Annotated in this window: 9 protein-coding genes; 7 read left to right on the top strand and 2 right to left on the bottom strand. The window is 41.3% G+C overall.

Features of this window, described 5'->3' with window-relative positions; genetic code table 11:
• Window positions 1-19 precede the first annotated feature (19 nt).
• Window positions 20-670 carry a polysaccharide deacetylase family protein gene (locus MHH89_RS10745; RefSeq protein ID WP_175618995.1) on the top strand — a complete coding sequence of 217 codons (651 nt, stop codon included), beginning with the start codon at window positions 20-22 and terminating at the stop codon, window positions 668-670.
• 20 nt (window positions 671-690) lie between these two features.
• Here MHH89_RS10745 and MHH89_RS10740 read toward each other — a convergent pair whose 3' ends face one another.
• Window positions 691-1,530, bottom strand: coding sequence for an AraC family transcriptional regulator (locus MHH89_RS10740; protein ID WP_076190747.1), 840 nt, complete (start codon window positions 1,528-1,530; stop codon window positions 691-693).
• Between the two features lie 271 nt (window positions 1,531-1,801).
• Here MHH89_RS10740 and MHH89_RS10735 point away from each other — a divergent pair, with 271 nt between their 5' ends.
• The 3 genes from MHH89_RS10735 (at window position 1,802) to MHH89_RS10725 (ending at window position 8,056) form a co-directional block, all read left to right on the top strand.
• Window positions 1,802-2,674, top strand: a complete 873-nt coding sequence (locus tag MHH89_RS10735; protein WP_076127377.1) for a chitosanase — start codon at window positions 1,802-1,804, stop codon at window positions 2,672-2,674.
• An 85-nt stretch (window positions 2,675-2,759) separates the two neighbouring features.
• Complete coding sequence (locus MHH89_RS10730) at window positions 2,760-5,348, top strand: metallophosphoesterase (protein WP_341087100.1); 2,589 nt, start codon at window positions 2,760-2,762, stop codon at window positions 5,346-5,348.
• Window positions 5,349-6,424: 1,076 nt separating this feature from the next.
• A complete protein-coding gene (locus MHH89_RS10725) occupies window positions 6,425-8,056 on the top strand; it encodes an alkaline phosphatase (protein ID WP_341087097.1) in 1,632 nt (543 codons plus the stop codon).
• 131 nt (window positions 8,057-8,187) lie between these two features.
• Here the strand turns inward: MHH89_RS10725 and MHH89_RS10720 are convergent, their stop codons facing one another.
• Window positions 8,188-9,234 carry a DUF418 domain-containing protein gene (locus MHH89_RS10720; protein ID WP_312148234.1) on the bottom strand — a complete coding sequence of 349 codons (1,047 nt, stop codon included), beginning with the start codon at window positions 9,232-9,234 and terminating at the stop codon, window positions 8,188-8,190.
• Window positions 9,235-9,418: 184 nt separating this feature from the next.
• On the opposite strand from MHH89_RS10720, the gene MHH89_RS10715 reads away from it, so the two are divergent.
• The 3 genes from MHH89_RS10715 (at window position 9,419) to MHH89_RS10705 (ending at window position 13,394) form a co-directional block, all read left to right on the top strand.
• Window positions 9,419-10,567 carry a VanZ family protein gene (locus MHH89_RS10715; protein ID WP_076190757.1) on the top strand — a complete coding sequence of 383 codons (1,149 nt, stop codon included), beginning with the start codon at window positions 9,419-9,421 and terminating at the stop codon, window positions 10,565-10,567.
• Window positions 10,568-10,720: 153 nt separating this feature from the next.
• Window positions 10,721-11,488 (top strand): ABC transporter ATP-binding protein, encoded by a 768-nt coding sequence (locus tag MHH89_RS10710; protein ID WP_038572078.1) that lies wholly within the window; start codon window positions 10,721-10,723, stop codon window positions 11,486-11,488.
• The gene (locus MHH89_RS10705) at window positions 11,475-13,394 is read left to right on the top strand and encodes an ABC transporter permease (RefSeq protein ID WP_341087095.1); all 1,920 of its coding nucleotides are present in this window, start codon (window positions 11,475-11,477) and stop codon (window positions 13,392-13,394) included. The genes MHH89_RS10710 and MHH89_RS10705 overlap by 14 nt, the downstream gene beginning before the upstream one ends.
• Window positions 13,395-13,398 lie beyond the last annotated feature (4 nt).

Below are 13,398 nucleotides of genomic sequence, written 5' to 3'. Positions count from 1 at the left end.
ATGTGCCGCTACTCTTTACATGTTTATTCCAAGTTTGATTACGCGAGTGAGCGGCTTTGGTGTTTTTCGCAAAGGAACGGTAGAAAAACAGGTGGCATTCACTTTTGATGATGGGCCACATCCGAAATATACGCCGGAATTGCTGGATTTATTGAAGTTACATCAAGTGAAGGCTACTTTTTTCGTGCTTGGATCGCGAGCGGAGCAGTATCCAGATCTGATCAGAAGGATGGATCGGGAAGGCCATCAGATTGGCATCCATAATTACTGCCATACCTCTAATTGGCTGATGCTGCCCAGTACAATTAGGCGAGAACATCTGGAACGCTCCGCTGATATTATAGAGTCTATTGTCGGAATCAGACCCAATCATTACCGTCCACCCTGGGGATTAATCAATCTATTTGATTTCTTTCGGCACAAGCAGTATCGAATTGTTCTATGGTCGCTGAAGGCGAGTGACTGGAACATCCGGGCCTGTCAAACCCGGATGCAGGCCATTTTATTAGGTGGAATCACCGATGGCTCCGTTGTTTTACTTCACGACAGCGGAGAGACTGCGGGCGCGGACCGGCATGCTCCTTATTTTATGCTGCAAGCTTTAGAAGAAGTGCTAAACCAACTACAGGCAAGAAACTTGCAATTTGTTAGGCTTGATGAAATGTCTTGACGTATTCCAGTGATTTGTTATTAAGACTTAAATTGTTTGCGGAAGCAGAGCGGCGAGATGCCCATTATTAATTTGAAGGTTCGTCCAAAGTGGGAAGTGTTATCGAACCCAACCATTCCCGCAATTTCAGTAACATTAAAAGAAGAGCCAACCAGCAAATCACGCGCTTTTTTAATGCGGATGTTATTGATATATTCAATGAAGCTGAACCCGGTGGATTCTTTAAAAGTACGGCAAAGGTAGGAAGAGCTTATTTCGAATTGCCGTGAAATCTCACAGAGCTTAAGCGGTTCCATATAATGTTGATTTACATAATTAACGATGTCCAGGACTTTCTTATGTGTACGATTGGATTCTACAAATGAAGCTACGCGGCTGTCAAATAGTTTACGATTAAGATAGAGAAGCAGCTCCACCAATAATATTTGTTGGTACTGTTCATATCCGCGGGCTTGCTTCTTCCCCTCCTGGATCATTTTCTGAAAAAGCTGTTCGATGAAATATTGATCCATCCCGGTCATCTTCAAAGCGCGGTAATCACTTTTGAACAATTCGAGCAGTTCCTCACATTGACTGCCGGTGCAGAAATGCTGCAGGAATTCTTTTTTAAACAGGAGTGTAACCCGTTCATACATATTGCAGCCGGAATTGACCAGTTTGTGCATTTCGTGAATATCCATAAATAGCAGTGTTCCGCCCGCAACCTGGTAAGTTCTGTCCCCTATAAAATAATAAAAATCCCCGGATATTAAATACAGAATCTCATATGCATCATGATAGTGTCTTGAAGGCATGCTGGTGTATACCTGTTTCTTGCGGCTGATGTCAAAAAGAGTAGACTCATAAAATACCGGTTTCATTCAGCACCTCCTAAGAGGATTGTAGACTTAATCTATGGTTTGTAGCAACATATGTATAAAAATTAATATTTACAAGAAAATACGTGCTGTTTGGACAAAGTTTTTGAGATAAGCTTAAATTGAATTACCAAGTGTTGGAAAAAGGAGGGCTGTCATGCTCAGATAGGTTAGGGATAAGGTTCACTGCCACTAAAAGTTAAAGCGCTTAAACTATTCAATTAAAGGAGAGATTGCTGTGCTAAATTCAACGAAGAGTAAGGTTTCCAAGAAGATGAAATTTTCATTGATGATTCTGCTCAGTTTTTCAATGATTTTTTCTTATGGCTGTCTGTCCAAAACATCTCAACAGAAAAGTTATGCGGCAGGGAACCCTGATTCTAATTTCTCACCGGCAACACTTCAATTCTTGCGTGACAACACAGGTCTGGATGGTGAGCAGTGGAACAATATTATGATGCTTGTCAACAAACCGGAGCAGGACGATCTGAACTGGATCAATTTTTACGGATATTGTGAAGATATTGATGATGACCGCGGGTATACGATTGGAATATTCGGTGCGACTACAGGCGGCTCAAATGATACCGGTCCCGACGGTCCGGATCTGTTCAAGGCATATGACGCTGCCAAAGGCGCGAGTAATCCTTCGGTTAAAGGCGCATTGGCCCGGATCGGTGTTAAGGGTTCGATGAAAGGGAAGATCCTCGAAATCAATGAAAGCGAAGAGAGCTTCTGCAGAAAAATCGGCAATTTGCAAAATGATCCCGAGTGGAGAGAGGCTATGTGGAAAACGTTCTACAATATCTATATTAAATACAGTGTGGAGCAGGCCCGCAAACGCGGCTTTAACTCGGCATTAACTATTGGTTCCTTCGTGGATGCAGCGCTGAACCATGGAGCTACCGGCGGCTCCGAGACCCTTCAAGGGCTTTTGGGTAAATCCGGAAGCAGCACGGATGAGAAGACTTTTATGACCAAATTTTATAAAGAACGGACCAAGATTGTGGATACTAATGAGTACAACTCTCCGCCTAACGGCAAGAACCGTGTGAAGCAGTGGAGCAATTTGCTGAACATGGGAGAGACAGACCTGAAGGGTGCAGATTCGGCAATCCTTCAAGTCACTGACTGGGAACTCCAATAACCGGAAGGTAAGGGCAGAACCGCCGTTCTTCTCGGAGACGGCGGTTCGATGATAAGTGAGATTAAGGAAGAGGGAGATGGGCTGAATGGATAACAACCAATCTTATCTCAAAAATAGATTTTACAAGGTAATCAGTCTAATGGTTATAGGTTTGCTGCTTGCCGTGGAATTGACCGGTTTTGTCTCAGCAGGAAGGGAAGAAATTGAGGAAGACCTTGTAAGTGAAGCAACTGCAGTTCAGGAAACGATTGCCCAGTGGATTTTTAAAGACAAAGGCGAAAACGGTGTATTTCCGGCTACCGGCGGGGTATATCAGACGTCTTCATCCATTCGTGATGTAGGAACTAATACGGATGCGTACACCTATGAGTCAAGTGAGAACAGCGTACGCAACCAGGGCTGGCATGAAGGAACGGGCCTAAAATACTGGCTTGCCACGCTTTCTACCCAAGGCTTCGAAGGTATCTTCCTCTCTTCACAGCAAACCTCTTCAAGTACAGGACCCAGGGATTTTAAGGTGCAATACAGTATAGATCAACAGGAATGGATAGATGTTACGGGCGGCAACCTTGTTCTAGCCCAGAACAATTTTAATTGTTCCAATAATTCCTGCAAATTAACTAACCTCGCTTTACCTGCCGGAACAAACAATCAAGATGTACTCTATATCCGCTGGGTGGTAAACTCTGCGAAAAGCGTAAGCGGGGGAACGGTGTCCAGCTCAGGCTCAAGCAGAATCAAAGATGTGATAATTAAAGGAACACGCAGCAGCGGCGAACCTGGGAACACTCCCACACTTGAGGTAAGCAAAACTCCCGCTTCAGGGGCTGCAGATGTTCCCCTTAACGCAGAGATCACCGTGAAGTTTAACAAAGCCATCAGTCTCGACAGTAGTTATCAAGTTGTAATCACAGAAAACAATCTTCCTCTTACCAACATTTCTGCTTCACTCCTCGGTCAAGACACAGTCAAAGTCAGCCACCCTACTTTCACTGCCGGCAAAACTTACAACGTGACCGTCCCTAAAGAGCTTGTTAAGGGGACTACGGATGGCCGGACACCTGAGAACGATATTACCTGGAGCTTTAAGATGAAGTCTCCGGATACCGGCATCAAAACACCAACGCTTCTGAACATGACTTTTAATGGAGACCCGAAGACAAGTATTGCCTTTGACTGGTATACAGCCGAAACCGTCAGAGGTACAGTAGTGCAAGTAGTGGAGGCCGCCAATGCGGGAGGAAGCGAGTTCCCGGAACAACTGGCAGCTTCTTATGAGGGCAGCGTAACAGTTATTGAAACCTTAATGACATCAGGAGACAGAAGCTCCAAAAAGTATAAAAAGTTCGCTAGCCACAAGGTTATTGCAAGCGGTCTTAAGCCTGGAACTAAGTATATCTACCGGGCCGGTAACGGTGATGCGGACGGCTGGAGCGAGGCGGGTTCTTTTACCACGGACAAGGCGGATAATCAGGATTTCCATTTCCTCTATGTAACCGACACCCAAGGCTCAAGTAAATCGAATTTCGATCTGTGGCAGGATACTTTTAAGAGAGCTATTGAGAAAACGGTAGATCCCAAGTTTGTTCTTCTTACAGGGGATCTAACGGATGACGGTGATCTGGAGCAGTTGTGGCAGTGGTTCTTAGGTGTGCCGAAAAAAGAATTTGCCAATGTGCCATTTGCACCGATTATCGGCAACCATGAGATAGAGGATTATCCGAATAACAACTTCTATAACCATTTTAATCTTCCAAAAGATGTCGGGACGGGCGCTCATGACGGGTCGGTATATGCTTTCGAATACGGCGATGCCCTGTTTATGCAGATCAATTCCCAGTACGAAGGGGAGGTTAAGCCGTATAAAGCGGATATTCAATTCACGAAGCAATTGGAATGGATGCGGAATCAAGTGGCAAAGACCGACAAGAAGTGGAAATTCGTCTCGATGCATAAGGGAGCGTATTCTTCAGGGGATAATGCTTCGGCAGAAAGTGACCGGGTAGAATTTTACCGGAAATATCTAATTCCTGTATTTGATGAGCTGGGTGTGGATATGGTGTTTGAGGGACATGACCATATGTATATGAGGTCTTTTCAAATGCTGAACAATGTTCCGATTAAGAATGTTATTACCGATGAGCAAGGAAATGTGCTGAATCCCAAAGGGACCGTGTATCTGATGGGCAACTCGGCCGCTTCGAAATTTTATGCCATTAATCCAGATGCAGACACTTTTTTTGCAGCAAAAAACGACCAGCCCAACAAGAAAATGTTCGTGGATGTTTCCATTACAAGCGAAGTGCTGAAATTCACATCCTATACAGCAGTTAAAGATAAACCTCTTGCCGTCTATGATGCTTACAGTATTAAACGGACTGATGTCAAACCCGGCATTGTCGAAAATCCAAGCGCAGTAAGACAGTCAGGGAACCGTGCAGTTCTTTCGTGGAAAGCGCCAACAAATAGCTCTGAGCCTGTGCGAGGTTACCGGATTTATGAGAAAAATGATAAAGTCAGCACAAATTGGAGCGTGTATGTGCCGACGGTAAGCGGTCAGACGAGTTACAGTTATACATTAAACGGCATAGATTCTGCTAAAGCCTACAATTTCGTGATTAAAGCAGTGGGGAAAAGTAATAATTCGCTTCCAGCAGAGGCAGGAATGCAATGAATGGATAGAGGAGGCGTTGACGGGGCTTAGGCATCCGTTAACGCCTTTTTTTCATAGTTGTTGAAGCTGTCCATTCCTCCTAGGGTAACTCCTCGGAAAGATAGCTTCACTTTTTACCAGATCATGAGCAGAATCGGCAAGAGGGTTTGGGGTGGGTCCTACGAAACCTAGAATTGGGATGATAAATTTAAGTGCCATCCATACATAGACCCCAGGTAAGCCGTGAATCAAAAATACGCAGATCCATGACAGTAAAGCTGCAGCCAACATTGTACTACCTAAATACCCGAATGTTTGAGTTATTTTTTTCATATTCGCTCCTAACGTATAAGAAAGTGTCTAATAGTTAGATGAATATAACTGGAAAATCACTTCAGCTGCTAACCTATCCGAGGCTCGACCCGGTGATTTGGATAATACCACCGTAGGGAAATCTGAAAAACAATCATTTGTACAACTGTATTTGTCTTGTACCGTTCTTTGAAGTTAGTAATAGACTATATCAATCTCAGAGAAGGAGTTGATTTAGTTGGCTAACAGTGATATACGTCTTACTCTTTGGTCGGGTACTAATTTTACCAATCGCCGGATTCGATTCAGACGTGGAGGAGTTGCGGTTCGTGATCTTGGAGCGTTTCGGTTTAACAACGTTCTCTCGAGTTTCCGTCTCAGAAATGTTGTGCAGAGCTCTCAAGTAACGCTTGTACTATTTTCGCGAATTAACTTTCAGGGATCGTTCCGTGTATTCCGTGGCAGCCAAAACGTAGCGAACTTGAATAATTTTAACTTTAACAATGTCACATCTTCGTTGATATTGGTAGACCGTATCCTTACAAGCTCCGAAATTTCCCAAATTCAAAGCACGGGTAGAGCGCCTCGAGATGTCCTCGTAATAAGACAATAATAATGCAAAGGGTGCCCCTAGGGCGCCCCTTTTTTACAAATATCAGTAGCACAGGTCAAGACAAAATATGCATAGAATTTAATATAAAATAAGAGAATAGGTGCTGCTCCCGCATACAATCCTCCTTTAAACTAGTAACGTACTTAACAAAATCTGCTAGAGGAGGATTCAAATGCGCAAAAAGGTTATCGGGACAATTTGCAGTACAGTTATGGTTTGCAGTCTGCTTGCAGCAGGCAACGGAACATCCTACGCCAATAACTCTGATGCTCCTACCAACAAATCGGTCAAAAACGTAATCCTGTTTATTACGGATGGGATGAGCTTATCCGATGTGAACTTGGCCAGATGGTATCAGGGAGGTCAGGCGCTTGCGATGGATAAGTATTTCAGCGGGCTGGTGAGAACCTATTCTACGGATTCACTGACCACAGATTCCGCTGCGGGAGCTACGGCTTATGCCACAGGCCATAAGGTTAAGAGTGAGACGGTATCCATACTTCCAGACCGAATAACGATGCCTTTCGTAAGCGCAGTTAAACCAGAGGACATGAACAAACCTCTGCCTACCCTTATGGATGCAGCGAGAATGTCAGGGAAAAGTACAGGAACAGTATTCACTTGTGAATTAACGGATGCGACACCAGCTACATTTTTAAGTCATGCATACACGCGTGACAATGCGCAGTCTATTGCAGAACAGATGGTCTATAGTGGTGTAGATGTACTACTTGGGGGCGGTTCCGGTTATTTGGTACCCGGCAAAGAAGACATTAACCGCAAGGACGGAGAAGATTTAACCAAAATCCTGAAATCAAATGGGTATGAATACGTAACGGATAAAGCAGGTTTAATGAATTCTAAAACGAATAAAATCTGGGGACTATTCAACCCCGAAGCACTGGATGCTGATTTTGACCTGAACCCGCAAAAGCAACCGAGCCTTGCCGAAATGACCAATGTAGCGATAGAGAAGTTGTCACAGAACGAGAATGGTTTTATTCTGATGGTCGAAGCAAGCCAGATTGACTGGTATGGTCATGATAACGATCCAGTGGGGATTATGAGTGAAACCTTAGCGTTTGATAAAGCCTTCAAAGCCGCTGTTGATTTTGCAGAAAAAGACGGGAATACAGCAGTCTTATCGGTTTCGGATCATGCTACCGGCGGGCTCAATATGACGAACTATGATTCTACCAAAGACCTAATCTCCGTGCTGAAGAAAGCGAAGCACACCAGTTATTACATTGAAGGCAGTATTAATGAGAGCAATTTCAAAAAGGTCCTTGCGGATAATTATGGACTTAGTGATCTAACCAAAGAAGAAGCGGATCAAGTCAGATTGGGAATGCAGGATAACCTTTCGCCAGTCATCGGTAAAATTTTGGGGGATAAAATAGGAGTAACCTTCTCTACGGATGATCACACATCGGAAGAAGTTGGATTGTTCGCCTACCATCCGGCTAATTTTAAACCGACCGATTTCATGAACAGCGGTGTAATCCAGAATACGGATGTGAATAAGTATATTCAAGAAGTAACCGGACTCAATCTGGCGCAGCTTCAGGATACACTGTACGTATCCAGTGATAAATTCAAGGCCAAAGGAGCTACGATTACCCTAGATAAGACCGATAAGACTAATCCGGTTGTTGTAGTGAAAAAAGCAGGCCAAGTTCTCAAGCTGCCTATAGATAAAAATATCGCCATTCAGGATGGCAAAACAACGAAACTAAATTTGCTGACAGTAATGATTAAAGATAAAGTGTGGATTTCGCAGGATGCTTTGGACTTAATTCTCTAATTCTTAAAGTTCATGTTGTGATCTGTCGCCTAAAAGTTAAAGCGCTTAAACTTGAGAACCCCTTTTTAAAAGGGGTTTTTGGGTTTAGATAAGAAATTCCGACTTGAATTGAGGCGAGGAAAGCGAAGCTTTTATCGTTTTATTGCAGGCTTTGTTCCATAGGTCATCAAGCGCCAAACCTTTTCTAAAGGGCCCATGGAAAAAAACTTGAACCAAATGGTGCTAAAAATGATTTGAATCATATAAATCAGAACTGCGATGTAGAGAATATCTTTTGGTGAAACGACTTCGAGACCTATCATTGAAATGATTGCCGTCCCTATAATGCTTTGTGCTACATAATTTGTAAACGCCATTTGACCCACCCGTGATATGGGTTTCAGGAATTTCACCATTTGTTTATTTTCTAATAGTAGAAATAATGTTGTTAAGTAGAACAAAGTGGTTGGGAGAGATCCTAAGCCCGTAACTGAATCTACATTGCTGTTCCCATTTTGAGAAGCGTTCCAAATCCATAGTGAAAAACCAATGAACAACAGAAATGATACCATTTGAATCCATCTAATGGGTCTTGTTAATTCTTGTATATGTGTCAGCCAACCTGACTTTGCGGTTAAAAAACCAGCTAAAAACATAATAAAGATTTGTATAGCGTCATTAGAAAAAATATCAAGAATAGATGAGACTGCCCCTTGAGAAGGCAGGAATATTTTTACCACTAAGGAAATGATGTAAATGGATGTCATACCCATAAGCCACTTTTTAAGTGTAGAAACCGTTGTGTGATAAAAAGGGATCAGAAACAATCCGATAATGGCATATGCGGGCAGAATGGTTCCCCAAAAGATAAATACATGAATGATTCCCAGCAGCAAAAGGATTAGTAAACGTCTAGCCATACGCCATCTGGGTTTATCTCCCCGGCTTTCGGCTCTTGAGGCGAAAATGTATAGACCTACACCAAATAGGAATGAAAAAATAGAAAAGAACTTTTTTTGTACGAAGATGATTATCAAGCTATGGATGATTCCATTAATGCCACTATAGTCTGGTAAGGGATCTCCTTCCATAATAACTTTAAAGGCTCCAACATTTATAAGCAGAATGCCAAAAAGAGCAAGTCCGCGAATGATGTCGAGTGAAATGATTCTTTCTTTTTGCGAAATGGAGGGATTCATTAATAGTGCTCCTTTGAAAATATTTTTATTTGCCTAGGAGTCAGTATAAGTTGCGAACCTTACATTAAATTGATGCCAACATTACAGGATCCTTAAATTTGATAAAATGTTCCAACTCCAGTTGAATTAGAATCAGTTTTATGGTTAATATGAATACTAAATCATTTTGGGGTGTGAACTAGAAATGTCAGCATATACTCAACCGATCTTTGTGGCAGCGATCTTTTTTGTCGTTTTAGCATTTGCCTTTTTTATCCCATGGCTCATTTATACCTATAGAAAATATAATTACCTTCCCTTTTCTACCACGTTAATTTCGTTTTCGTTTATCTTTTACTTTCTAGCAGCGTTATTTTTAGTATTGTTGCCGTTGCCGGAAATACGTAACACTTGTTCTCTTCAAAAACCGGGTACACAACATTATTCACTTATGCCATTTCAATTTATAGTGGGCACCTTTGGGAATAGTGGCATCGTGTTATCACAGCCTGCAACTTATAGGCTATTATTTAGCCAACCCTCATTCTATCAAGCGTTTTTTAATTTCTTGCTATTATTACCTTTTGGTGTTTATCTGCGATACTTTTTTCATGATAAGAAATATTGGAAGAAAGCTCTAGGCTTCACGTTCTTATTAACTTTATTTTATGAGATAACACAGGTAACCGGCATTTACGGGATTTATAATTGCCCTTATCGTATTTTTGATGTGGATGATTTATTGTTAAATACTACTGGCGGTGTACTGGGGTTCTTTATTGCTCCAGCTGTGTTGGCGTTATTCCCGTCAAAAAAGAAAATTAAGGAGAAAGCGGAAAGATTATTAGCACTTGATGAAGTAAGAGGGATGTCTGTGTTACTGGCTGTTATTATTGATCTATTTATCAGCAACCTAGTAGTTAAAGTTGTGTTGAGTATGACCAACGTTAATATGGTTAGTGAATTTATTGCGAGCACCATTACACTTTCTGTAACCTTTTTTATTATTCCGATGATTTGGAATGGATCGACAATCGGTACGAAAATAATGCGTTATCGCTATGACAGTAAAATAAGTCGAGTGGAAACGAACAAGCGATTATTTAAACGCTTTGGTGCCATTTACGCGATGTACTTCATAACAGTCATTGCGAAAACGTTGAATAATGTGGAAATATCAATGGATTCTCCATTTTATAAGGCATCTATATTCTTAACGCTAGGTGCTGGATTGACCTCTCTCATTTTAACGATCGTATTGTTCGTTCATGTTATATTAGTCGTGTTTGGCAAACAAAAACGCCGCTTTTACTTTGATGAAGCTTCTGATTTATATACAACCAGAAAAAAATGAATGCTATTCAATAGCAAAGGGATACTCCGTAGTCTTAAATGGCTACAGAGTATCTTTTTTTTGTAGATTTAAGCTTGTTGTAAGGTTGGCATGAATTTGCTGTAAGGTTCGGTGCCTATAGTATAAGTATCAGCAAATTATGAGGTGAAATGAATGGAACCATTATTAAAAGTAGAAAACGTAAAAAAAGTGTACGGGAAGTTAAGTGCTGCTTACACAGCGTTGGAAAACGTGTCTTTTGACATTCATGAAGGTGAGTTTGTAGGGATTATGGGACCTTCCGGAGCGGGAAAATCAACCTTGCTAAATTTGTTAGCAACCATAGATTCTCCAACAGAAGGAAAGATATATATGAAGAACAAGAGTATTCATGATCTGAAGGAAGCAGCTTTGTCAGACTTCCGGCGTGAACATCTCGGGTTCATCTTTCAAGATTACAATTTACTCGATTCCTTGACAGTAAAGGAGAACATATTGCTTCCCCTGGCGATTGCCAAAATTCCAGCGAAGAAAATTAATCACCTCGTGACTCAGATCTCTAAAGTATTTGGGATTGAAGATTTACTGGGGAAATATCCTTACCAAATCTCTGGGGGTCAAAAGCAAAGAACCGCTGCGGCTAGAGCGCTCGTGACAGAGCCAGCACTGATTTTGGCTGATGAACCAACAGGTGCACTTGACTCCAAATCAGCAACAGATTTATTGGAAAGCTTAAGTACTTTAAATGAAAATAACAATTCGACCATTATGATGGTGACCCATGATGCCTTTGCCGCAAGCTTCTGCCGCCGGATTATTTTCATTAAGGATGGTTCATTTTCAACAGAAATCTATCGTCGTGATCAGACACGCAAAGCCTTCTTCCAAGAGATCTTAGATGTTCATGCGGCCATTGGGGGTGAGGTAGATGACGTTATTTAGTCTAGCAAGAAAAAATATAGCCAGAAACTTCTCGCAATATTTTTTATACATCGCATCGATGGTGTTTAGTATCATCATTTACTTTACATTTGTGACCTTAAAATATAGTGATACGATAGCAGAACAGACGGCTTCATCCCAAAAACTGGGTTCCCTAATGAGTGGAGCGGCAGTCATTCTTATCTTTTTCGTGTTCATATTTATAGCTTATTCCAATTCATTTTTTATGAAAAAACGTAAAAAAGAAGTCGCACTGTATGCGTTGCTGGGGGTACGTAATCGTCAAATCGGTTTTATGCTCTTTTTTGAAAATTTATTATTAGGATTATTCTCTTTAATAGTAGGGATTGTATTTGGCTTCCTTTGTTCAAAAGGATTTATGACGATTTTGATTCATTTAATGGGTTATGACGTTGTAGCACCCTTTACTTTTTCAATGGCGGCAGCGATGAACACGGCTATCGTATTTCTGGTTATTTTCTTAGTGACATCGTTTCAAGGCTACCGTTTGATCTATCAATTTAAGCTGATTGATTTATTTCATGCTTCCAAAAAGGGAGAAGTGGCGCCTAAACCATCTATGATAGTAGCTGTTCTTGGAGTGTTACTTATTGTCTTGGGCTATTGGCTTGCAATGCAGGACCTTTTCACTTCTAAGGTATGGGCAAAAATCGGATTTCTCATGACCGTATTAATTATTTTAACAACGGTAATTGTGGGTACATTTTTATTGTTCCACTGTGTGACTGGCTTTGTGTTAGCAATGATTAAGAAAAATGAAAAGTGGCTGTGGAAGGGCCTTCATGTAATAACCATTTCGCAGCTGCTCTATCGTATCCGTGGGAATGCACGTACATTAACTGTGATTGCTGTGTTGAGTGCTACAACAGTAACTGCCGGTGGAGCGGTCTATAGCCTGTATTACAATACGAATGACTCGGCAAAAACGATTAATCCGAATACCTTTATGTATCAATTAACAGATGCAGAAATGGATAAACAAGTAAGTGCTGTACTGCCAGCTACAAAATACGATGAAAATATCGAAGCGCTATCCATTACGTTTCATACGAAAGAATTAAACTCGCGATCCTCGTTCGATAGCTCTGATAAAAGAGGGTATACAGTTATCAATGAAAAAACATACAACAACTTAGCAAATGTACAGCATAAAGAAAAATTAAATGTAAAGGATGGCTACGCGGTTATTTTAGATATCGGATATAACAAAAGGTTCTCACCTATGTATACAGGAAAAACTATAACAACAGGCAACGGCTATCCACTCACATTCCAAAGCTTTAAAACACAAACCGTATTAAATGCAGGTACAGCAGGTATAACAGTTGTAGTCTCGGATGAACAGTATAAAGTATTACGGAATGATGGAGAAGTGCTACGCTATCGTGTTCTTGGGGTAGAGGATGCCTCTGTGGATTTATCTGCAAAAATTGCAAACCAATTGCCTGAAGAAGCGCTATTTTCAAGCAGGCCTCAAGACTACCAAACAAGCTTGGAAAGTGTGGGTTCTCTACTTTTTATAGGAAGTTTCCTTGGACTCGTATTTCTGGCTGCAACAGGCAGTATCATTTACTTTAAAGTTTTAACTGAGGCAGAAGAAGATAAAGCACAGTACAATATGCTGCATAAAATGGGTGTCAGTGCAAAAGAAATGCGGAAATCCATTGCGTCACAGGTATTCGTTATCTTTGTTGTACCGCTTATAGTAGGGTTATTGCATAGTGTAGTGGCTTTAAAAGCATTCTCTAGTCTACTGATGATAGATTTAGCAAAGCCAGTGTTGCTCTGGATGATTGCTTATACCATAATTTATGGGTTGTATTATTTCTTAACCGTAGCTTCATACAATCGTATTATCACACTAAATAATAGAACAGAAGGATGATTGA

The sequence above is a fragment of the Paenibacillus sp. FSL H7-0323 genome (assembly GCF_038002725.1).
Taxonomy (GTDB): Bacteria; Bacillota; Bacilli; order Paenibacillales; family Paenibacillaceae; genus Paenibacillus_AQ; species Paenibacillus_AQ odorifer.
This window is presented reverse-complemented; position numbering and strand designations above follow the sequence as displayed.

Bases quoted from the DNA above. Each gene is read 5' to 3' on its own strand.
- MHH89_RS10720 (WP_312148234.1), bottom strand. From the start codon at position 9,234: ATGAATCCCTCCATTTCGCAAAAAGAAAGAATCATTTCACTCGACATC.
- MHH89_RS10725 (WP_341087097.1), top strand. From the start codon at position 6,425: ATGCGCAAAAAGGTTATCGGGACAATTTGCAGTACAGTTATGGTTTGC.
- MHH89_RS10735 (WP_076127377.1), top strand. From the start codon at position 1,802: ATGAAATTTTCATTGATGATTCTGCTCAGTTTTTCAATGATTTTTTCT.
- MHH89_RS10745 (WP_175618995.1), top strand. From the start codon at position 20: ATGTTTATTCCAAGTTTGATTACGCGAGTGAGCGGCTTTGGTGTTTTT.
- MHH89_RS10715 (WP_076190757.1), top strand. From the start codon at position 9,419: ATGTCAGCATATACTCAACCGATCTTTGTGGCAGCGATCTTTTTTGTC.
- MHH89_RS10730 (WP_341087100.1), top strand. From the start codon at position 2,760: ATGGATAACAACCAATCTTATCTCAAAAATAGATTTTACAAGGTAATC.
- MHH89_RS10740 (WP_076190747.1), bottom strand. From the start codon at position 1,530: ATGAAACCGGTATTTTATGAGTCTACTCTTTTTGACATCAGCCGCAAG.
- MHH89_RS10705 (WP_341087095.1), top strand. From the start codon at position 11,475: ATGACGTTATTTAGTCTAGCAAGAAAAAATATAGCCAGAAACTTCTCG.
- MHH89_RS10710 (WP_038572078.1), top strand. From the start codon at position 10,721: ATGGAACCATTATTAAAAGTAGAAAACGTAAAAAAAGTGTACGGGAAG.